Source organism: Frondihabitans sp. GW821-FHT04F02 (assembly GCF_059420045.1).
Window position 1 is genome coordinate 421412 of sequence record NZ_JBWKSZ010000004.1, and the last position, 22172, is coordinate 443583.

17 protein-coding genes are annotated in these 22172 nt (G+C 69.1%); 11 read left to right on the forward strand and 6 right to left on the reverse strand.

The genetic code is table 11. The features are described 5' to 3' along the window. Positions 1 to 116 precede the first annotated feature (116 nt). A complete protein-coding gene (locus AC07TY_RS13670) occupies positions 117 to 872 on the forward strand; it encodes an SGNH/GDSL hydrolase family protein (protein WP_494785672.1) in 756 nt (251 codons plus the stop codon). Between the two features lie 187 nt (positions 873 to 1059). Here AC07TY_RS13670 and AC07TY_RS13675 read toward each other — a convergent pair whose 3' ends face one another. Genes AC07TY_RS13675 through AC07TY_RS13690 form a run of 4 tightly spaced genes read right to left on the reverse strand, consistent with a single transcriptional unit; the run spans position 1060 to position 5154 of the window. Next, complete coding sequence (locus AC07TY_RS13675; protein ID WP_370454121.1) at positions 1060 to 1782, reverse strand: ABC transporter ATP-binding protein; 723 nt, start codon at positions 1780 to 1782, stop codon at positions 1060 to 1062. Positions 1783 to 1841: 59 nt separating this feature from the next. Further along, on the reverse strand, positions 1842 to 2861 hold the full coding sequence (locus AC07TY_RS13680; RefSeq protein WP_123506979.1) for an ABC transporter ATP-binding protein: 1020 nt from the start codon (positions 2859 to 2861) through the stop codon (positions 1842 to 1844). After that, on the reverse strand, positions 2854 to 3840 hold the full coding sequence (locus AC07TY_RS13685) for a branched-chain amino acid ABC transporter permease (RefSeq protein WP_123506980.1): 987 nt from the start codon (positions 3838 to 3840) through the stop codon (positions 2854 to 2856). The genes AC07TY_RS13680 and AC07TY_RS13685 overlap by 8 nt, the downstream gene beginning before the upstream one ends. Before the next feature lie 12 nt (positions 3841 to 3852). Next, on the reverse strand, positions 3853 to 5154 hold the full coding sequence (locus AC07TY_RS13690; protein WP_370454112.1) for a branched-chain amino acid ABC transporter permease: 1302 nt from the start codon (positions 5152 to 5154) through the stop codon (positions 3853 to 3855). 359 nt (positions 5155 to 5513) lie between these two features. On the opposite strand from AC07TY_RS13690, the gene guaB reads away from it, so the two are divergent. The 7 genes from guaB to guaA all read left to right on the forward strand — a co-directional run bounded on the left by guaB (position 5514) and on the right by guaA (position 13490). After that, positions 5514 to 7016: an IMP dehydrogenase gene (guaB, locus tag AC07TY_RS13695; protein WP_488625426.1), complete on the forward strand. Its 1503-nt coding sequence runs from the start codon at positions 5514 to 5516 to the stop codon at positions 7014 to 7016. A 139-nt stretch (positions 7017 to 7155) separates the two neighbouring features. Further along, positions 7156 to 8277, forward strand: a complete 1122-nt coding sequence (locus AC07TY_RS13700; protein WP_123506982.1) for a GuaB3 family IMP dehydrogenase-related protein — start codon at positions 7156 to 7158, stop codon at positions 8275 to 8277. Between the two features lie 234 nt (positions 8278 to 8511). Beyond that, positions 8512 to 9054 (forward strand): cation:proton antiporter regulatory subunit, encoded by a 543-nt coding sequence (locus AC07TY_RS13705; protein ID WP_123506983.1) that lies wholly within the window; start codon positions 8512 to 8514, stop codon positions 9052 to 9054. Between the two features lie 3 nt (positions 9055 to 9057). After that, positions 9058 to 10587, forward strand: a complete 1530-nt coding sequence (locus AC07TY_RS13710) for a cation:proton antiporter (protein WP_494785673.1) — start codon at positions 9058 to 9060, stop codon at positions 10585 to 10587. After that, on the forward strand, positions 10587 to 11456 hold the full coding sequence (locus AC07TY_RS13715; protein ID WP_494785674.1) for an SURF1 family cytochrome oxidase biogenesis protein: 870 nt from the start codon (positions 10587 to 10589) through the stop codon (positions 11454 to 11456). Before AC07TY_RS13710 ends, AC07TY_RS13715 begins: the two co-directional genes overlap by 1 nt. 10 nt (positions 11457 to 11466) lie before the next feature. Beyond that, complete coding sequence (locus AC07TY_RS13720; protein WP_494785675.1) at positions 11467 to 11910, forward strand: DUF3817 domain-containing protein; 444 nt, start codon at positions 11467 to 11469, stop codon at positions 11908 to 11910. Continuing rightward, positions 11907 to 13490: a glutamine-hydrolyzing GMP synthase gene (gene guaA, locus AC07TY_RS13725; protein ID WP_123506987.1), complete on the forward strand. Its 1584-nt coding sequence runs from the start codon at positions 11907 to 11909 to the stop codon at positions 13488 to 13490. Before AC07TY_RS13720 ends, guaA begins: the two co-directional genes overlap by 4 nt. Positions 13491 to 14112: 622 nt before the next feature. On the opposite strand, the gene AC07TY_RS13730 is transcribed toward guaA, so the two are convergent. After that, a complete protein-coding gene (locus tag AC07TY_RS13730; RefSeq protein ID WP_123506988.1) occupies positions 14113 to 14952 on the reverse strand; it encodes a Bax inhibitor-1/YccA family protein in 840 nt (279 codons plus the stop codon). Positions 14953 to 15152: 200 nt separating this feature from the next. Between AC07TY_RS13730 and AC07TY_RS13735 the strand changes: the two genes are divergently transcribed. Beyond that, complete coding sequence (locus AC07TY_RS13735; RefSeq protein WP_494785676.1) at positions 15153 to 16157, forward strand: glycerophosphodiester phosphodiesterase family protein; 1005 nt, start codon at positions 15153 to 15155, stop codon at positions 16155 to 16157. Positions 16158 to 16194: 37 nt separating this feature from the next. Beyond that, positions 16195 to 18672, forward strand: coding sequence for an ATP-dependent helicase (locus AC07TY_RS13740; protein ID WP_123506990.1), 2478 nt, complete (start codon positions 16195 to 16197; stop codon positions 18670 to 18672). Between the two features lie 53 nt (positions 18673 to 18725). Here AC07TY_RS13740 and AC07TY_RS13745 read toward each other — a convergent pair whose 3' ends face one another. After that, positions 18726 to 20711, reverse strand: a complete 1986-nt coding sequence (locus AC07TY_RS13745; protein ID WP_494785677.1) for a hypothetical protein — start codon at positions 20709 to 20711, stop codon at positions 18726 to 18728. A 280-nt stretch (positions 20712 to 20991) separates the two neighbouring features. On the opposite strand from AC07TY_RS13745, the gene sucC reads away from it, so the two are divergent. Next, positions 20992 to 22170: an ADP-forming succinate--CoA ligase subunit beta gene (gene sucC, locus AC07TY_RS13750; RefSeq protein WP_494785678.1), complete on the forward strand. Its 1179-nt coding sequence runs from the start codon at positions 20992 to 20994 to the stop codon at positions 22168 to 22170. The last annotated feature ends 2 nt before the right edge of the window (positions 22171 to 22172 follow it).

The following is a 22172-nucleotide window of genomic DNA, read 5'->3' on the forward strand; positions in this document are numbered from 1 at the left end:
TCGAAGAGGCCCGGCAGGAACTCTCCTGCCGGGCCTCTTCACGTCGTCGAGAAGTCCTCCATATCGGGGACAGTCGTTGGGGTCGAAGAGCCTCTTGTCATGCCACGATTGACGTGATGACACCGCAGCCCGGGGCGCTTCCCCCAGCGCCGACCCAGCGGCGTCGCGCGACGACAGAAGCACTCCTCCTGCTCGCCAGACCCCTGCTGGCGCTCTCCTTCGCCCTGTACCGGGTCGAGGTCCGGCGCAATCTCTACCCGCGTGACGCTCCCGTGACTCAGATCGAGGGCGTCGACCCTCAGGGTCTGCTCTTCGCCGGCGACATCGCCGTGGCCGGACACGGCGTGCTCAGCCACGGACTGACCGTCGCCGCGCAGGCGTCGTACGGCATCGCCGCCGCCAGCGATCGCGGCGCGCACCTGACGATGATCAGTCAGACCGACCTCACGATGGCACAGCTCGCCGCGCGTACGCGCTACGGGGCCGACGGCGTCGAGATCGCGTTCCTGATGCTGGGGATCCCCGACGTGCTCCTGGCTACGCGCTCCGAGAAGTGGGCGGCAGACCTCCGGGTGGTCGCCGAGCGGATCCGGTCGGAGTCGCAGTTCCGCGCGGTCCGGATCGTGGTCTCGGGCATCCCGCCGCTGTCGGACTTCCGGGCGATCCGCCCGGCCGTGCGCCGCATCATCGACCGGCAGGTCGAGCGGCTCAACGCCGTCAGCCAGGAGGTCGCCGCGTCGACGCCCGGGATGGTCTTCGTGCCGTTCCCGACCTGGAGGCTGGGCGACATGTACGTCAACAGGCTGTTCTCGTGGAAGACCCTGCACGAGGTCTGGGCCGAGGCGCTCGCCGCCGCAGTCGCCCCCCGCTGAGCTCCGCTTCGCGCCATACTGGCGCTGCTCGGCGGTACTGTCACGGATGGCCGCAGGTCACGCTAGGTCGCGAGTGGGCTCGGGTGCGTGAGAGGCAAGGCAAAGCCCCGGAGACACTGGCGGAGCCATGTCCCCGGGGCGACAACGCGGCGCTGCGTCGTGAGAACGACACAGGACGCGCCTGAGGTCACTTGCCGTCGACGTCCTTGGCGAGGGTGCCGAGGTAGAGCTCGATGACCTTGGGGTCGTCGGCCAGCTCGTGGCCCGTGCCGGAGTACGCGTTCCTGCCCTGGTCGAGCACGTAGCCCCGATCGCAGATCTGGAGGCAGCGGCGGGCATTCTGCTCGACCATGATGACGGAGACGCCGGCCTTGTTGATGCGGCGGGTGCGAATGAACGTCTCGTCCTGGCGGACCGGCGAGAGGCCGGCGCTGGGCTCGTCGAGGAGGAGCACCTTCGGGTCCATCATCAGGGCGCGGGCCATGGCCACGCTCTGGCGCTCGCCGCCCGAGAGCGAGCCGGCGCGCTGGTCGCGGCGGTCGGCGAGCACAGGGAACAGGTCGAAGATGACGTCGAGGCGCTCCTCGAACTTCTTCGGGCGCAGGAACATGCCCATCTGGAGGTTCTCCTGGATGGTCAGCGACGGGAAGACGTTGTTCGTCTGCGGCACGAAGCCCACCCCGGCCTGGACGAGCTTGTTGGCCTTGAGGTTCGTGATGTCCTCGCCGCCGAGAGTGACGCTGCCGGAGTGGATCTTCACGAGGCCGAACAGCGCCTTCAGCAGCGTCGACTTGCCGGCGCCGTTCGGGCCGATGATGCCGATGAGCTCGCCCGGGTAGCAGACGAGGTCGCAGTCGTTCAAGATGTTCACGCCCGGCAGGTAGCCGGCGACGAGGTGCTCGGCGCGCATGATCGGCTCCTGGCCGGCGAACTTCTCCGTGCCCTTGTGGACGGTGGTGTCGACGATGCTCATGCCTTGCCCTCTTCGTTGTGCTCGGTCTCGACCCGCGCGGCGTCTTCCTCTTTGACCTCGGCCTCGAGCTCCTCTATCGACTCGTCGGTGAGGAGCGAGTCGTCGCCCAGGTCGGTGTCGTGGTGCGCGCCCAGGTACGCGTCGATGACGGCCTGGTCGTCCATGACGGTGTCGGCGGGGCCCTCGGCGACGATCCTGCCCTCGGCCATGACGATCACCCAGTCCGAGATGTGCCGCACCATGTGCATGTCGTGCTCGACGAACAGCACCGTCGTTCCCTCATCGCGAAGGCTCTGGATGTGACCGAGCAGCGACTGGGTCAGCGCCGGGTTCACACCGGCCATGGGCTCGTCCAGCATGATCATGGCGGGGTCGCTCATGAGCGCGCGTGCCATCTCGAGCAGCTTGCGCTGGCCTCCGGAGAGGCTGCCGGCGTAGTCGTCCTTCTTCTCGTACAGCTTGAAGCGCTTGAGCAGGTCGGCGGCCTTGGCCTCGATCTCGGCCTCGCGGGCCTTCCACAGCGGCTTGACGATCGCGACGAAGAAGTTCTCGCCGGGCTGGTCGCGCGCCCCGAGGAGCATGTTCTGCATGACGGTCAGACGCGAGAGCGCCTTCGTCAGCTGGAACGTGCGGACCATGCCGCTCTTGGCCACCTTGGCGGCGCCGACAGCGCCCATGGCTCGGCCGTTGAAGACCCAGCGCGCGGTTCCTGCGCCCCGGTTCGTCAGAGTCGGTGCCGAGTTGGGCTTGTCGAAGCCGGTGAGGAGGTTGAAGAACGTCGTCTTGCCGGCGCCGTTGGGGCCGATGAGAGCGGTGATCGCGCCGCGCTGGACCTCGACGTGCTGCACGTCGACGGCGGTCATGCCGCCGAAGCGGCGGACGACGTTGTCGACCGTGAGGATCGAGTCGGGCTTCGACGAGCCGGGGGCCTTGTCGACGGTCGCCAGCTTCTTGCGGAGCTCGACGCGGTCGTAGTCGTATCCGGGCTGGGTGCCGGTTGCGGTTGTCTCAGACACTGAACGACAGCTCCTTCTTGTTGCCCAGGATGCCCTGGGGTCTGAAGATGATCAGGCACATCAGTGCTACTCCCACGAGGACGTACGAGAACTGCACGGTCTGCTGGGTCGACATGATGCTGTCGGGGATGAAGCTCTGCGCGAGCGACTGGATGAGCAGGCGCATGACGAAGAACAGGATCGCACCGAGCACCGGGCCGAAGACCGTGGCGGCACCTCCCAGCAGGAGGGCCGTGTAGATGAAGAACGTCGTCGAGCGGCCGAGTCCGTCGGGCTGGACCGACGAGGGCAGCACGTAGATGATGCCCGCCACGGCGCCGATCAGGCCGCCGAGCACGAGCGCCTGGAGCTTGTAGCTGTAGACGTTCTTGCCGAGGCTGCGCACGGCGTCCTCGTCTTCGCGGATGCCCTTGAGCAGGCGGCCCCACGGGCTGCGGGCCAGAGCCCAGATCAGCAGCAGGAAGACGCCGACGAGACCCCAGCCGACGATGCGGATCCACCAGCCGTTGACGCCGTTGTTGTCGTAGTCGAACCAGAGGATCTGCGTGCTGCCGTCGGGCAGGGGCGAGAGCGCCTGGAACGGGCCGTTGTAGGTGTTGCCGGTGATGCCGTTCGAGCCGCCGGTGAGGTCGGTCAGGATGCTCGACCGGCCGACCATCCGGATGATCTCGGCCGCCGAGATCGTCACGATGGCCAGGTAGTCGCCTCTCAGCTTCAGCGTCGGCAAGCCGAGGATGAACGCGAACAGGAGAGCGCAGAGGAGAGCGACGAGCACCGCGGCGAAGAGCGGCAGGCCGCGGTCGATCGAGATGGCGAAGCCGTAGGCGCCGAGCAGGAGGAACGCCGCCTGGCCGATGTTGAGCAGGCCGGCGAAGCCGAAGTGCACGTTGAGGCCGATCGCCGCGATGGCGAAGGCCGCGGTCGACGGCGCGAGCGCCTGGACCGTGAGGGACTGGAAGAGCTGAACGAGGTAATCCATGAGTGGTCTCCCTTAACCGATTCGCTCGCGCCGGCCGAAGATGCCTTGCGGGCGGAACAGCAGGATGATGATGAGGATGAAGAGCGCCGTGGCGTACTTGAAGTCGCCGGGGAGCACGAGGTTCGTCAGCTCGACGATGATGCCGACGATCATCGAGCCGACCAGGGCGCCGAACGCGGTGCCGAGGCCGCCGAGGGTGACCGCCGCGAAGATCAGCAGCAGGATCTGAAGCCCCGTCTGCCAGTTGACGCCGTTGAGCACCAGGCCGAGCATCACGCCCGAGAGGCCGGCGAGACCCGCGGCCACCGTCCAGACCAGGCGGATGATGCGGTCGACGTCGATGCCCGACGCGGCCGCGAGGGCGGGGTTGTCCGACACGGCGCGGGTGGCGCGTCCGGTGCGGGTGCGCAGCAGGAAGAACGCCGCGCCGCCGAGGACCAGGATCGAGATGCCCATCGCCACGTACGACTGGACCGTGAGGGTCACGCCGGCGATGGTGACGACCTTGGGGTTCGCCGTCTGGATGCGCACCGTCGCGGCGCCGTAGAAGTACTGGAACGCGTACTGCAGCGCGATCGAGAGGCCGATCGTGACGATCATCAGCTGGGTGAGGCTGAGGCCCTTCTTGCGGAGCGGCTTCCAGATGAAGGCGTCCTGCGCGAAGCCGGTGGCCGCCGAGATCACCACGGTGATGATCGCCGCCAGGATGAGGTTGAGCCCGAGCACGTTGGCGAACGTGTAGGCCAGGAGGCCGCCGAGGGTCACCTGCTCGCCGTGGGCGAAGCTCTGCAGGCCGGTGGTGCCGTAGACCAGCGACAGGCCGATCGCGGCCAGGGCGAGCAGCAGGCCGAGGCGGATGCCCGACATCAGCTGCTGCGCGAAGCGCTGCCACGAGAAGTCGTTGCCCGAGTTGTTGTTGTCGATCGTCGCGCCCTTGGTGGTCGACAGCTGGAACAGCGTGCCAGCCTGCGAGCCGAGGGAGACCTGCACCTTGCGGTCGTTCGTCGCGGCGTTGGCGAGGTACTGGCCGCTCGGCAGCGTGGACTCGTCCAGCGACACCGTGTAGGTGCCCGCCGTCTTGACGGGGATGGCCCACTTGCCCGCGGCGTTCGACGTGCCGGTGAGGGCGTCGCCCGAGTCGGGCTTCGCCGTGATGGTCACGCCCTCGGCCGGCTTGCGGTCGCTCGTGAAGAGCGTGCCCTGGATGCAGCCGGTCGTGGCGTCCACCGTGCAGGTGGACGACGTCGCCGCGCTCGCCGCGCCGGGGGCGAAGGCGAGCGAGACGATGGTCGCCAGCAGTCCCAGCATCAGCATCGATGCGAGCACGACCAGCGAATGCCGGCGTCCGACGCGCACGGAGCGCGAGCTCCGAAGCGGTGGTGTGTTCGTGGGTACGAGAATCACAGAACCTCCTGAACGGCCCAGTCGGACATTTCCCCGAGGGTCTGGCTCGCCGTCGTCGTTGACAGTACTTTCCCTATGTGTCGGCTGTGTTTCCGCGAAAACACGGTCGAGACACAGGAGTCTAAATGGTTCCTAGGGCTGCCACGCGCCAGGACGGCCCCGACGGGCGGGAATGATCCGCCGACTGCCGGGTTAAGATGTATCACCGGTCATCGAAGGCGAAAACCGGGCCCCATCAGTCGCAGCTTCATTCACTCAAAAGGTGGCACATGGACCAGCCGGACCCCTTCGGTTTCATCGGACTCACGTACGACGACGTCATGCTCCTGCCGGGGCACACCGACGTCATCCCCTCCGAGGCCGATACCTCGTCGCAGCTGACGAAGCGGATCCGCGTAGCCGTCCCGCTGCTCTCCGCCGCGATGGACACCGTCACCGAGTCGCGCATGGCCATCGCCATGGCGCGTCAGGGCGGTCTCGGCATCATCCACCGCAACCTCTCGATCGCCGACCAGGCCGCACACGTCGACAAGGTCAAGCGCAGCGAGTCGGGCATGATCACCAACCCCGTCACGACGACGCCCGACGCGACGGTCGCCGACGTCGACGCCCTGTGCGGCCAGTTCCGCGTCTCCGGCCTCCCCGTGGTCGAGCCCGACGGCACGCTCGTCGGCATCATCACCAACCGCGACATGCGCTTCGTCTCGAAGTTCGAGATGGCCACGACGTTCGTCCGCGACGTCATGACCAAGGCCCCGCTCATCACGGCCCCCGAGGGCGTCGACCCCGACTCCGCCGTCGCGATCTTCGCGCAGCACAAGATCGAGAAGCTGCCCCTCGTCGACGAGGCCGGCAGGCTCCGCGGCCTCATCACGGTGAAGGACTTCGACAAGACCGAGAAGTACCCGAACGCCACGAAAGACGACGCCGGCCGCCTTCGCGTCGGAGCCGCCATCGGCTTCTTCGGCGACGCCTGGCAGCGCGCCCAGGCGCTCCGCGACGCGGGCGTCGACGTGCTCGTCGTCGACACGGCCAACGGCGAGAGCTATGGCGAGCTCGACATGATCAAGCGCATCAAGGCCGATCCGTCGTTCGCCCACATCGACGTCATCGGCGGCAACGTCGCGACCCGTTCCGGTGCCCAGGCGCTCATCGACGCGGGCGCCGACGCCATCAAGGTCGGCGTGGGCCCCGGCTCGATCTGCACCACCCGCGTCGTCTCCGGCGTCGGCGTGCCCCAGGTCACGGCGGTCTACGAGGCGTCGCTCGCCGCTCGCGAGGCCGGAGTGCCGGTGATCGCCGACGGCGGCCTCCAGTACTCGGGCGACATCGCCAAGGCGCTCGTCGCCGGCGCCGACACGGTCATGCTCGGCTCGCTCCTCGCCGGCTGCGACGAGAGCCCCGGCGACCTGGTCTTCGTGAACGGCAAGCAGTTCAAGAACTACCGCGGCATGGGCTCGCTCGGCGCTATGCAGACGCGCGGCAAGAACACGTCGTACTCGAAAGACCGCTACTTCCAGGCCGACGTGCCCAGCGACGACAAGCTCATCCCCGAGGGCGTCGAGGGCCAGGTGCCCTACCGCGGCGCTCTCGGCGGCGTGGTCTACCAGCTCACCGGCGGCCTGCGCCAGTCGATGTTCTACGTCGGCGGCCGCACCGTCCCCGAGCTGAAGGCGCGCGGCAAGTTCGTCCGCATCACCGCCGCCGGCCTCAAAGAGAGCCACCCTCACGACCTGCAGATGGTCGTCGAGGCGCCGAACTACCGCGGCTAGCCGCTCCCGCCTCGACCCCGCCGTTTCGGTTCGACCCCGCCTGTCCGCAGGCGGGGTCGTGCCGTTCAGGAGGGCCCGGCGCAGGAACTCCGGCGGCCGCCGTCCGGCCCCGCCAGAGGGCGACCGCTAGGGTTGAGCCGTGACTGAGGTAGAGATCGGCGTCGCCAAGCGCGCGCGCAGGGCATATGCGTTCGACGACATCGCGGTCGTCCCGTCGAGGCGGACGCGCGATCCGCGCGATGTCAACGTCGGGTGGTCGATCGACGCGTTCCAGTTCGAGACGCCCATCATCGCGGCCCCGATGGACTCCGTCGTCAGCCCCGAGACGGCGATCCGCATCGGCCGGCTCGGCGGACTCGGCGTCCTCGACCTCGAGGGCGTGTGGACCCGCTACGACGACCCCGAGGCCGTCCTGCGGGAGATCCGCGAGCTGCCCGACGAGGTCGCCACCGCCCGCATGCAGGAGATCTACGCCGCTCCGATCCGTCCGGAGCTCGTGACGGAGCGCCTCGCCCAGATCCGCGCCGCGGGCGTGCCCGTCGCCGGGGCGCTCAGCCCGCAGCGCACCCAGGACCTCTACCAGACGGTCGTCGACGCCGGCGTCGACATCTTCGTCATCCGCGGCACCACGGTGTCAGCCGAGCACGTCTCGAAGAGCAGCGAGCCGCTCAACCTCAAGAAGTTCATCTACGAGCTCGACGTGCCCGTCATCGTCGGCGGGGCCTCGACCTACACCGCGGCGCTGCACCTCATGCGCACCGGCGCGGCGGGTGTGCTCGTCGGATTCGGCGGAGGCGCGGCGTCGACCACCCGCACCTCGCTCGGCATCCACGCGCCCATGGCCACGGCCCTCGCCGACGTCGCCGGCGCGCGCCGCGACTACCTGGACGAGTCGGGCGGACGCTACGTCCACGTCATCGCCGACGGCGGACTCGGCACGTCCGGCGACATCGTCAAGGCCGTCGCGGTCGGAGCCGATGCCGTCATGCTCGGCGCCGCGCTCGCCCGCGCCACCGACGTGCCCGGCGGCGGCTACCACTGGGGCGCCGAGGCGCACCACCCCGAGCTGCCCCGCGGCCGCCGCGTCCAGGTCGGCTCGACCGGAACCCTCGAGAACATCCTCTTCGGGCCGGCGCCGACCGCCGACGGCCAGGCGAACCTGATCGGCGCGCTGCGTCGCTCGATGGCGACGACCGGCTACAGCGATCTCAAGGAGTTCCAGCGCGTCGAGGTCGTTGTCGCGCCGTACCACAAGCAGTAGCGGCCGGGAGTTCCAGCGCGTCGAGGTCGTTGTCGCGCCGTACCACAAGCAGTAGCTGCGCTTGCGAGTTCCTGCGCCCTGCCCGAGTTCGCTGTGGGCTTCCGGCCGGGGTCCGCGGCAGGGAAGTAGTTCGTCTCCTGGAGAGTTATCCACAGGAGTGGCGCAGCCCGGCTTCCGTCGATTTCCGCGACGGTAAGCTGAGACGACTGCCCCCGAGCTCCAGGAGACCATCAGATGGTTGACGTGCGTCGTGTGAAACTCCCCGGGGTGGGAGTCCTTCACACCTTCATCACCGACGACGGTGGCAAGTGCGGTGTCATCACCCACCGATCCGGTCATAGCGACCTGATCACCTTCAGCGACGCCGCTGACGGCGACGCGGCGACGAAGGTGTCGCTGCGCCTCAGCGAAGACGAGGCCCACACGCTCGCCGAGCTGCTGGGCGGCACGCGCATCACCGAGTCGCTCTCGGCCCTCGAGACCCTGCCCGGCCTCACCATCGACTGGTTCACCGTCGACTACGACGACCACATCGCCGGCCAGCCGCTCGGCGACCTGGCAGCGAAGGGCGTCGTCGGCCTGACCGTCGTCGCCGTCGTCCGCGGCGAGACCGCGAACCCCGCCCCGTCCGGCGACTTCCGCGTGTTCCCGGGCGACACCCTCGTCGTCGCCGGCTCGCCCGAGAAGGTCGCCAAGGCGTTCTCGTTCTACCGGAGCGGCGGAGTCAAAGCGGCCGCCGCGGCCGTCGCCTCCATCGACTCGCCGCCGGGGGCTTAGTAGATGCACCTTGGCGAAGAGCTCGTCGTACTGGGCGTACTCCTTCTTCTGGCGTACGTCCTCGGCAGGCTGGCCAAGCTCATCGGGCTTCCCACCATCCCGATCTACATGCTCGTGGGCCTTCTCGCGAGCCCGCACGTCGGCTGGTTCCCGCTCGACTTCCACTCCGACAAGATCGAGCTCATCGCGATCTTCGGCCTCATCCTGCTGCTGTTCAACCTGGGGCTCGAGTTCGACCAGGACGAGTTCTTCGGCAACGTCGGCCGTCTCGTCCTCTCGGGCGGCAGCTACATCGCCATCAACATGGTCGTCGGGCTCGCGTTCGGCTTCTGGCTCGGGTGGGGCAGTCGCGAAGCCCTGATCGTCGCCGGTATCACCGCCACCTCGTCGAGTGCGATCGTGACGAAGCTCCTGATCGAGCTCGGCCGGCTGGCGAACCGCGAGACGCCGATGATCCTCGGCGTCACCGTCGTCGAAGACATCTTCATCGCGATCTATCTCGCGATCGTCTCCGTCGTCCTCAGCGGCGAGACCGACCCGCTGCCGGTCGTCGGCAAGCTCGGGGTCGCGTTCCTGTTCCTGATCGTGATGTTCACGATCGCGCGGTGGGGCGGCAAGTACGTCTCACGGCTCATTCGCACCAAAGACGACGAGCTCTTCACCGTCCTCTTCTTCGGGCTGGCCGTCCTGTTCGCGGGCATCGGCGAGATCCTCGGCGTCACGGATGCGATCGGCGCCTTCCTCATCGGACTCGTCTGCGGTGCCACGCGGTTCCGCAACCGCATCGAGACATTCGCGCTGCCGATGCGCGACGTGTTCGCCGCGTTCTTCTTCCTGAACTTCGGTCTGAGTCTCAACCCGGGCACCTTCCCCGAGGTGGTGTGGCCCGTCGCGGGAGCCGTCCTGATGACGATCGTGCTGAACGCCGGCGCGGGCCAGTTCGTGGCGTGGATCAACAAGCTGGGGCCGCAGGCGGGCATCAACGCGTCCGCGATCCTCCACAACCGCGGCGAGTTCGCGCTGATCCTCGCCACGCTGTCGCTCGGCGCGGGGCTCGATGACCGCATCCAGCCCTTCGCCGGCCTGTACGTGCTGGTGATGGCGGTCATCGGTCCGTTGCTCGCGGCGAATTCCACCAGGATCGGCGGCCTACTCTTGCGTTCGCGGAAGCGCCCGGCGAAGGCCGGTCGCGACGGCGAGGTCGAACCCCGAGACATCACCGCTCCGCGCGGCGCCGAGGGGATCGCCCTGATGGAAGCGGCACTGGCCGGCGACGTGTCCGACGAGAACGACGTCGACGGAGTCGGCAGCGACAACGAGGCCGACGGCATCGAGTCGGGCGGCGACGCTCGGCCCGGGGTGCGCGAGCCGGTGACGGCCGCGGCGCAGAACGACCCCTACGACGACTACGGCGAGTTCCTGCCCGATGACGAGCCCGTGTTCGACGCCGCCGCAGAGCAGGCCGGGCAGCAGTCCGACCAGCGCGCGACACGGCAGCCCGATCCGGTACGACAGAGAGACCCCGAGTACTGATGCACGACACCGACGTGAGGCCAGGCCCGACAGAGGCGACCCTTCCCGACACGATGTGGGAGGTCGCTCGTCGACCCCGCTGGATCGGCGCGCTCGTCTTCGCGCTCGCGGTGGCCGCGCTGTTCGCGTTCCTCGGGCACTGGCAGCTCGACCGCAGCGTCGAGAGCCTCAAGCCGGCCAACACCGGCTCCGAGACCCGCAAGGTGCTCTCCGACATCACCGAGCCGCAGACCGACTTCCTCGACCGGCTCACCGGCCAGAAGGTGTCGGCGACCGGCGCGTTCGAGCAGGGCGACTTCCGCGTGCTGAGCGGCCGCCTCAACGACGGCAAGACGGGCTACTGGCTGGTCGGCCGGTTCGTCGACTCGGCGAACGACGCGACCCTGGCGGTGGCGGTGGGGTGGGCCCCGACCGCGGCGGGAGCCCGGGCGGCGGAGGTCGACGTTCCTGCGACCTCGATCTCTCTCGACGGCCGGTACCTGCCGAGCGAGGCCGCCGACGACGGCAAATTCCAGCAGGGGGAGGCGACGGTGCTCTCGGTACCCGAGCTCATCAACGAGTGGAACGACTTCTCAGGCAACGTCTACAACGGCTACGTGGTCTCGGCGACGACCTACGGCGACCTGACCGCGATCTCCTCGCCGCCGCCGATCGACAAGGCGACGATCAACTGGCTCAACCTGTTCTACGCGGTCGAGTGGGCCGTGTTCGCGGGCTTCGCGATCTTCCTCTGGTTCCGTCTGGTGCGCGACGCATTCGAGCGCGAGATCGAAGAGGCGCAGGAACTCCTCGCGGCCTCCGACCCCGCCGCCGCAGCCTCTCTCGACGCCGGGGCACCCGCCGACGGCCGCCGGACCGACCTCGATTAGACTTGCCCCCATGCCCCTGAAGCCCCGCCCGCGCAACATCCCCAAGATCCCGGGGGCGGTGCGCCTGTACAAGATCTCCGCCTACGTGACGGGCGTGATGCTGCTGCTGCTGGTCTTCGAGATGGTCATCAAGTACACGCCGCTGGCGACCGAGATGGCCATCGGCGATGCCCGCGGGTTCTTCGTGCCGCGCGGCACGATCGCTGGCGGGGCATTCGACCTCTCGCTGGGCATCCTCATCGCCCACGGCTGGCTGTACGTCGTCTACCTGTTCACCGACTTCCGCCTCTGGAGCATCATGCGCTGGCCGTTCTCGCGGTTCATCCTGATCGCCCTCGGCGGCGTCGTCCCCCTGATGTCCTTCTTCGTGGAGCGCCGCATGGCTCAGATCGCATTGTCCGAGTACGAGACCCTGCAGGCCGACCGCGCCTCGGTTCAGGCGGCTGCCGCATGAGCGAGGAGACAGTCCAGAAGCCCGTCCTCGTCGTCGACTTCGGCGCCCAGTACGCCCAGCTGATCGCGCGCCGGGTGCGCGAGGCCGGCGTGTACTCCGAGATCGTGCCGCACACCATCACCGCGGCCGAGGTCGCGGCGAAGAGCCCCGTCGGCATCGTGCTCAGCGGCGGGCCGTCCAGCGTCTACGAAGAGGGCGCCCCGGCGCTCGACGGCGGCATCCTCGATCTCGACGTCCCCGTGCTCGGCATCTGCTACGGATTCCAGGCCATGGCTGTCGCGCTCGGCGGCGAGGTCGCCCAGACCGGCGACCGCGAGTACGGCGCCACCGACGTGACCATCACGGGCACCGAGTCGACCCTGCTCGACGGCCAGCCCGGATCGCAGACCACCTGGATGAGCCACGGCGACTCCGTCTCGAAGGCACCCGAGGGCTTCGAGGTCCTCGCCTCGAGCGCCTCGACCCCGGTCGCGGCCTTCGCCTCCGACGCCCGTCGTCTCTACGGAGTGCAGTGGCACCCCGAGGTCAAGCACTCGACCTACGGCCAGGCCGTGCTCGAGAACTTCCTCCACCGGGCTGCCGGCATCCCCGCCGACTGGAACAGCGGCAACGTCATCGCCGAGCAGGTCGCCCGCATCCAGGAGCAGGTCGGCTCGTCGCGCGTCATCTGCGGCCTGTCGGGAGGCGTCGACTCCGCCGTCGCGGCCGCCATCGTGCAGAAGGCCGTCGGCGAGCAGCTGACCTGCATCTTCGTCGACCACGGCCTCCTCCGTGCCGACGAACGTGAGCAGGTCGAGAACGACTACGTCGCCGCGACCAACGTGCGCCTCGTCACTATCGACGCCCGCGACCAGTTCCTCGACGCCCTCGCCGGAGTCACCGACCCCGAGCAGAAGCGCAAGATCATCGGCCGCGAGTTCATCCGGTCGTTCGAGGAGGCCGCGACGGCGCTCGTCCTCGAGTCCGACGCCTCGGGCAACGGCGAGCCGGTCAAGTTCCTGGTGCAGGGCACCCTCTACCCCGACGTCGTCGAGTCGGGCGGCGGCACCGGCACCGCGAACATCAAGAGCCACCACAACGTCGGTGGCCTCCCCGAAGATCTGCAGTTCGAGCTCGTCGAGCCGCTTCGGACGCTCTTCAAAGACGAGGTCCGCGCTATCGGCCGCGAGCTCGGCCTGCCCGAGGTCATCGTCGGCCGCCAGCCCTTCCCTGGCCCCGGCCTCGGCATCCGCATCGTCGGCGAGGTCACGCACGACCGCCTCGAGCTGCTCCGCAAGGCCGACAAGATCGCTCGCACCGAGCTCACCGCCGCCGGTCTCGACGGCGAGATCTGGCAGTGCCCGGTCGTATTGCTCGCCGACGTCCGCTCCGTCGGCGTCCAGGGCGACGGCCGCACCTACGGGCACCCGATCGTGCTCCGCCCCGTCTCGTCCGAAGACGCCATGACCGCAGACTGGACGCGCCTGCCGTACGACGTCCTCGCGCGCATCTCGAACCGCATCACGAACGAGGTGGCCGGGGTCAACCGCGTCGTCCTCGACGTCACCTCGAAGCCGCCGGGAACCATCGAGTGGGAGTAGCCGCGCGGCGCTAGGGGCGGCGTTCGGGGCCGGCGTTCGCGTGCCCGGCGCGAAGTGGCCCTTGCCGTCGCCGCAGGTGTGCACGGCGCGAGATGGCTCTTGTCGTCGGCGGAGGCGTGCCCGGCGCGAGATAGCTCTTGTCGTCGGGGGAGGCGTGCCCGGCGCGAGATGGCTCTTGTCGTTGGGGGAGGCGTGCCCGGACGACAGGCGTGGCCATTTCGTCGCGGGGGCGCCGCGGGTTCGCGGCGCGGCGCCGCGGTGCCGCGGGCGCGCGCGAGATCGGCGAGAGCGTGAGCGCCGAGATGGCCGTGGCCGTCGGCTCGGACCCGGTTCGCCGACGCGGAGAGCCATCTCGCGCGGGGCGGGGCTGTCCCGCGCGACTCGGGCGGGGCGTGCGTGCTGCGAAGTGGCTCTGCCCGTCGCCCTGCCGGGCGCAGGCCGACGCGCACGGCCATCTCGCGCGGGCCGGGGCTGTCCCCGCGCGCCTCGGGCGGGGCGTGCGTGCCGCGAAGTGGCTCTGCCCGTCGCCCTGCCGGGCGCAGGCCGACGCGCACGGCCACCTCGCGCGCCCGGGCACACGAAAGGGCCGCCCTCCCGGAGGAGGGCGGCCCTTCAGCGACGGCTAGTTGTTGCCGCGCAGGATCGCGAGCATGCGCAGGATCTCGGTGTACAGCCACACGATCGTGACGACGAGGCCGAAGGCGGCCTGCCAGCCGAAGATGCGCGGGGCGCCGTTGTCGACGCCGACCTTGATCTGCGTGAAGTCGAGCACCAGCGAGTACGCGGCGAGCAGCACCACGACGATGCCGATCCAGAAGCCGAGCGGAATCCCGAGGAACTCGATCGAGCGCAGGCCGAACTGGCCTGAGGTGACGCCGGTCAGCTGCAGGACGAAGTTGATCAGCGAGAAGACGGCGTAGCCGACGATGGCGACCAGGAAGATCTGCGTCGCGCGCTTGGAGGCGCGGACCTTGCCCGACGCGAACAGGGCGAGCGTCACGGCAAAGACGCCGAGCGTGCCGAGGACCGCCTGGATGACGATGCCATCCCATCGCGACTCGAAGATCGCCGAGATGCCGCCGACGAAGATGCCCTCGAAGCCGGCGTAGGCCAGGACCAGCGCGGCGGACGGCCTCTTCTTGAAGATGTTGACCATCGCGAGCACGAACCCGACGATGGCGCCGACGAGCATGAGCTGCGGAACCCACCAGCCGACGGCGGCGCCGGCGAGAAGGACGACGAACGCGCCGAACGTCTTCGCGATGGTGTCTTCGTAGGTCATGCGGTCGGTCTGATCGGGCGACGCGCTGGGCTTGCTGTAGAGCTCCTGGAGCTGCTCGGCCGTCATGTCGGCCTTCGCGAGCGACAGTCCGGCGTTCTGCTCCTGACGCCACTTGTTCAGGTCATTGCCGTTGTTCGAAAAGGCCGGCGACTGACTGAAGCCGGGATTCGAGTGAGCCATTGGGTCCTCCGGGGATCCGTTGCTGGTGGGTGATGCAGTGGTGATCGGTGCGTGGTGATCGCTGATGCCTTGTTGAGCGTTCACTGTATCGGCACCTGTCGCGAGAGCCCTGAGAATATGCCTGATGAGAGGCTGATTCGCGAGAGGCAAACATGCACATCGTGCAGAGTTGCGGCTCACAGTGCGGCTAGCGTTGACGCGTGAGCCACGAACCCCTCGTCATCGCCCACCGCGGAGCCAGCGGACACCGCCCGGAGCACGGCCTCGACGCGTACCGTCTCGCGGTCGAGCTCGGCGCCGACGCGATCGAGCCCGACATCGTCGCGACCCGCGACGGCGTGCTGGTGCTGCGGCACGAGAACGAGATCTCCGGGACGACGGATGTGGGGCGGCGTTCCGAGTTCCTGCGCCTGAAGACCACGAAGGAGGTCGACGGAGCCGTGCAGACCGGATGGTTCACGGAGGACTTCACCTGGGCCGAGCTGTCGACGCTGCGCGTGCGCGAGAGGCTGCCGGAACTGCGCCCCGCCAGTGCGGCCCACGACGGGGAGGGCGGGATCCTGCGCCTGAGCGACCTGCTCTCGCTTCTCGACGGCGATGAGGCCCGCGCCCGCGGGGTCGGGCTGGTGGCCGAGGTGAAGCACGCGACGTACTTCGACTCGATCGGCCTGCCGCTCGGCGAGCTCGTCGCGGCCGAGCTGGCTGCCGCGGGCTGGACGGACGACCCCCGCCTCACGTTCGAGAGCTTCGAGCGGACCGTTCTCGACGACCTCCGCACCCGCGGCGCGGGCGGCAGCTACGTCTACCTGCTCGACGCCGAGGGAGCCGCCTACGACCTGGTCTCGCGCGACGGCTCCGCGGCCTCGACGTACGCGTCTCAGCTGACCGCCGCCGGTCTCGACGGCCTCGCGTCGGGGCTCGACGGGATCTCAGTGCCGAAGAAGATGCTGCTCGGGCCGACCGGCGAGGCCGACCCGGCCCTGGTGGGCCTCGCTCACGCTCGAGGGCTAGCGATCTACACGTGGACCCTCCGCCCCGAGAACGCCTTCCTGGCCAGGTCGAACCGGTCGGGCGGCGCTCGCGCGGAGCACGGCGACTGGCGCACCGAGTTCTCCGAGATCGCCTCGACCGGCGTCGACGGGCTGTTCGCGGACTTCCCGGAGCTCGCCCGCGAGGCGCTCCGGACGGAGGTCTCCGCCGACTGAGGTCGATGTCGGTGGCGGCGCTTAAGCTTGTCGGATCATGACGATAGTGCTCGAGCCCTTCGACAACTCCGGCGAGAACCAGGCCGGCGACAGCGGTGCTCCGCGCGCCTCGTTCTCGGAGCGCCTGGTCGCAGGGCTGAACCCGCAGCAGCGCGAGGCGGTCGAGTACCGCGGCCAGTCCCTCTTGATCGTGGCGGGCGCAGGATCCGGCAAGACCAGCGTGCTGACCCGCCGTATCGCGGGCCTGATCGACTCCCGCGAGGCCTGGCCCAGCCAGATCCTGGCCATCACATTCACCAACAAGGCCGCCGCCGAGATGCGCGAGCGAGTCGCGGCGCTGATCGGGCAGTCGTCCGAGGGCATGTGGATCTCGACGTTCCACTCCGCCTGCGTCCGCATCCTCCGCCGCGAGGCCGAGCAGTTCGGCTTCACGAAGAGCTTCACCATCTACGACAGCGCCGACTCGCGCGCGCTGCTCAAGCGGATCATCAAGGAGCTCGACGCCGACAGCCTCGGCTTCACCGTCAGCCAGGCCTCGGGCAGGATCTCGAAGCTCAAGAACGAGCTGAGCGACGTCGAGAGCTACTCGCGGCAGATCAACATGGGCGACCCGCAGGAGGTCATGTTCCTCGAGATCTTCCGCCAGTACACGCGGGAGCTCCAGCGGGCGAACGCGTTCGACTTCGACGACCTGATCGCGCAGACCGTCTACCTGTTCCGCGCCTTCCCGCATGTGGCGGCCGTCTACCAGCGCCGATTCAGGCACATCCTCGTCGACGAGTACCAGGACACCAACCACGCCCAGTACGCGCTCATCCGCGAACTGACCCGACCCGTCGATCCCGAGCACGTCGACGAACTGGAGCGCGGCGGCCAGTTCGTCGCGACGCTGAAGGACGGCAGCGGGAGGATCCCCGGCGCCTCGCTCACCGTCGTCGGCGACTCCGACCAGTCGATCTACGCGTTCCGCGGAGCCGACATCCGCAACATCACCGAGTTCGAGCACGATTTCCCGCACTCGAAGGTGATTCTGCTCGAGCAGAACTACCGCTCCACCCAGAACATCCTCGACGCGGCGAACTCGGTCATCGCCAACAACTTCGACCGGCAGGCCAAGAACCTGTTCACGACGGTCGGGTCGGGCGACAAGATCGTCGGGTTCACGGGCTACACCGGCCACGACGAGGCGCAGTTCGTCGCCGACGAGATCCAGGCGCTCCACGACCAGGGGACCGCCTTCAAAGACGTCGCGGTCTTCTACCGGACCAACTCGCAGACCCGCGCGCTGGAGGAGATCTTCATCCGATCCGCCATCCCGTACCGGGTGCTCGGCGGCACGAAGTTCTATGAGCGCGCCGAGATCAAGGACGCCATGGCGTACCTCATCTCGGTTGCCAACCCGGCCGATCCGATGGCGCTCCGTCGCATCATGAACACGCCGAAGCGCGGCATCGGCCCCGCGACCGAGACGGCGCTGCAGCGCTACGCCGACACGAACGAGGTCGGCCTCCGCGACGCCATGCGGAATGCGGGCGAGCTCGGTCTCGGGCCCAAGGTGACGGGCGCGATCACGGGACTGGCCAAGCTGCTCGACGACGTCAGTGCGACGTCGGCAACCGATCCCGTGAGCGACGTCCTCACCGCGCTCATCGAGGGAAGCGGCCTCGTGGCGGCCCTCCGCGCATCGCGCGACCCGCAAGACGAAGCGCGCGCCGAGAATATCGAGGAGCTCGTCGCCGTCACGCGCGAGTTCCAGAAGAACAACCCCGAGGGCACGCTCCTCGACTTCCTCACGGAGGTCACGCTGGTCGCCGCGGCTGACGATCTCGACGACACCAGCGGCACCGTCTCGCTGATGACCCTTCACACCGCCAAGGGTCTGGAGTACGAGGCGGTGTTCCTGACCGGGGTCGAGGAAGACCTGCTCCCGCACCGCATGTCGGCGTCCGAGCCCGGCGGCCCGGCCGAGGAGCGTCGTCTCTTCTATGTCGGCATCACGCGCGCTCGTAAGAACCTCTACCTGTCGCTGGCCATGACCCGCGCGCAGTTCGGCGAGGTCAATGTCGCGATGCCCTCTCGCTACCTCCAGGAGATCCCCGCCGAGCTCATCGACTGGAAGCAGTCGCCCGGCATGGCCAACAGCCGGGGCGGCACGCAGCCGCGGGCCCTCAATGCGTCCCGCGACGGCGGATTCACCGACCGGGGCTTCGGCGGCCGACCGAGGTCGGGCGGCATGAGCGGCGGCGGCGGCATGGGCGGCGGCAGCTACGACCGGGCAGCCGCGGCAGCCAAGACGCGCCCCAAGACCGAGTGGACCAACCGCGTCACCGGCACCGTCCGCGACAACGGCGACCTCGAGCTCGAGGCCGGCGACCGCATCATGCACGTCGACTTCGGCGAGGGCAGGGTCGTGGCCGTCACCGGCAACGGGCCGCGACGCATCGCCGAGGTGCAGTTCGACGAGTCGGGGCGCAAGAAGCTGCTCATCAAGGTCGCGCCGATCACAAAGCTCTAGGGCGACGTGCCCTCCCGGGCCGTGTTCCCGGGGGCCGCGTCCGGACTCGCCGCTCACAGCGCGTCCATGACGTCGGCCTCGAGCGCCCGGCGGTCTCGGACCCTCCGGATGAGACGCACCGCTGCCAGGGCGAGGGTGCCGAGCAGGAGGGTGCCCGCGCCGGCGGCCGCGATCGGAGCGGCGCCGACGCTGCCGGTGAAGGCCAGCAGACGCGGGGGAGCGGGAGACTCCGGCGTCGGCGGCACCGCCGCGGTCGGCGTCGAGGGCGTCTCGGTCATCGGGGGAGTGACCGGAACCGGCGGAGTGACCGTGACACGCGGTGTCGGGGGAGCAGTGGGGGTCTCCGGTGTCGACGGCTCGTCGATCGCGAAGGACTCGTCGTCGTGCGCGAGCAGGTCGGCGAAGGCCGGAACCTCCTGCGAGCCGTCCTCGCGCGGGGCAGACCCCTCTGACCGGAAGACGTAGACGTAGTGCCCCGGCTCGGACGCATCGATGCACGGCGACCGGTAGGTCCCGTCAGCGGAGACGACCGTCTGGGCACGACCGGCCACCGGGTGCGACTCGAGGTCGCCCAGGTCGGTGCCCTCCGCCGGCGCCTCGGAGAACGGGCCGAGCAGGAGGGACTCCACAGGCACGTCGACGCCGGGAAATCCGTCGGCGATGAGGGTGTCGGGGACGCAGGCGCCCGGCTCGTGACTGGAGCCGTCGACGGTCGTCCTGATGGTGGGTGCCGAGGGGACGAACGACACCTCGGTGGCCGTCGCGAACGCCGACCTCCAGGCACCGACGCGGTCACGGCCCTTGGCGATCGGAGTGTCGGCAGGGTCGATCGACTCGACCCAGACGAAGTAGCCGGACGACGGCAGGGTGCACTCCTTGGTCCGGTACACGCCCGGCCCGTTCTGCACCTTCGTCGCGACGGCGCACACGACCGGCGCATCGGACGGCCAGGTCGACGACCGCTTCGGCTGCGTGGCGAACGGGCCGAGCAGGGTGCTCCGGACAGTCACCGGGATCGGCTTCGTCGTGCCGGCGGCCGCGTAGACGCCCCACTCGGTGAGCTGGTCGACGACGGGCTTGACCGAGACGGTCAGCTTGTCGGTGATCTCGGCGCCGGCCTCCGCGCTGGCCGCGCTCGTCGCCGTGACCACGCGGGGGGAGAACGGGCGGGGGGACACCGCGGTTGCCGTCGTGGTGGGAGCGGTCGTGAAGAGGAGCTTCTGGGTTCCTGCGCCGCTCGACCCCACGGTGACCGTCGACCGGTACGGCAGATCGCCGAACGAGACGGTCGCCCTGACGGTGTTCGTCGGGCCGAAGCCCGTGGCGCGGATGGTCTGGCTGCGCCCGTTCGCAACCGACTTGGACGTTGCCTGCCCGGTGCCGAACTTCGCTCCGGCCAGCGTGATCGTGCCGGAGTGCGTCCCGGCCGCGACCCGTGCCGTGCCGCCTTTCGACAGGGTCGTCGTCAGACCGGAGGCGACAGTCCCCGTGCCGGTCGCGCCGAGCTTCAGTGTCACGGTCGCGGCCACGGCCGTCGTGGCCTCGGCCGCTGCGCGCGCGATGAACGTGTGCGCCTTGGCTAGGACGGCATCGCGGCTGCCGTTGGCCCGGCCGGCGTAGTAGCTCAGGGTGCGGCCGTCGAGGCCGGTGATCGACCAGACAGCGAGCTGAGCGGCCGCAGCGGTGTCGGCGTTGGTCGTCCCCGCCCAGGTGCGCGAGATGAATGCCAACTTCGCCAGGTCGGTGGCGCTCAGGCCGAGACCCGGAGGGTCGGTCGAGAGCACGTAGTCGTGGCCGACGGGCGAGGCCTTGCCGACTTCGAGGCAGAACGCGAAGCGCCCGTCGGCGAGCCGGTAGGTGCCGAGCCACGAGGTGCCGTCGCCGGCCCAGAGGTGGCCGCGGCCATGGCCGGTGGACTGGAGCGCCTGCGCGGTCGTAACGGGTGAAAGGGTGACGATCGCCGCCAGGACGGCGATCAGGAGGACGAGGACACGGAGGGGGCGGCGGGAGGAGCGCTGTGGCGCGGCGAGCTGGTTCATGGCACCGACGATGCGGCAACCAGCGGATGCGCCGCGGGCCGCAGGAGGTATCTGTGGATGACTCCTCGGGTCCTGCGCCTGTGGAGAGGAGGAGGTGAGCTGTCTCCACAGGCACGCCCTCGAGTCGGGCCCGCCCGAGGCCGAGGCGCTAGGCTGACTCCGGCCCGAATGTCTCGATGTCGAGAGAGATCGAGACAGAATCCTCAGCGGCCCCGGCACGCCACAAGCGTGTTTTGGCAAGCTGAGTTCGACGCGCAGCGATGCGGATTGGAAGAACAGCGTGGATCTTTTCGAGTACCAGGCCAGAGACCTCTTCGAGGCCTACGGCGTCCCGGTCCTGCCGGGCATCATCGCCGACACCGCCGAGGAGGCGAAGGCGGCCGCCGAGAAGATCGGCGGAGTGACCGTCGTCAAGGCGCAGGTCAAGGCGGGCGGCCGCGGCAAGGCCGGAGGCGTCAAGGTCGCCAAGACCGCCGACGACGCATACAGTGCCGCCGAGGCGATCCTGGGCCTGGACATCAAAGGCCACACGGTCAAGCGCGTGATGATCGCCGGCGGCGCGCAGATCAAGCAGGAGTTCTACTTCTCGGTCCTGCTCGACCGGGCGAACCGCTCGTACCTGTCGCTCTGCAGCGTCGAGGGCGGAATGGAGATCGAAGAGCTGGCGGTCGAGCGTCCCGAGGCGCTGGCGCGCGTCGAGGTCGACCCGCTGACCGGCATCGACCTCGAGAAGGCCGTCGCGATCGCGAAGGCCGGCGGCTTCCCCGACGACCTCGTCGAGAAGGTCGCGCCCGTGCTCGTCAAGCTGTACGACGTCTACAAGGGCGAAGACGCGAGCCTGGTCGAGGTGAACCCGCTCGTACTCACCGAGCAGGGCGACATCGTCGCCCTCGACGGCAAGGTCTCGATCGACGAGAACGCCGACTTCCGGCACCCCGGTCACGCCGAGCTCGAGGACGCCACTGCTGCCGACCCGCTCGAGGCGAAGGCCAAGGCCGCAGGCCTTAACTACGTGAAGCTCGATGGCGAGGTCGGCATCATCGGCAACGGCGCCGGCCTCGTGATGTCGACGCTCGACGTCGTCGCCTACGCGGGTGAGAAGCACGGCGGCGTCAAGCCCGCCAACTTCCTCGACATCGGCGGCGGAGCCTCGGCCGAGGTCATGGCGAACGGCCTCGACGTGATCCTCGGAGACGAGCAGGTCAAGAGCGTGTTCGTCAACGTCTTCGGCGGCATCACCGCCTGCGACGCGGTCGCGAACGGCATCGTCGCGGCTCTCGGAATCCTCGGCGACGCCGCCACCAAGCCGCTCGTCGTGCGCCTCGACGGCAACAACGTCGACGAGGGACGCCGCATCCTCGCCGAGGCGAACCATCCGCTCGTCACCGTCGTCGCCACCATGGACGAAGCCGCCGACAAGGCGGCCGAGCTGGCCTCCGCCGCCGCGGTCGAGAAGTAAGG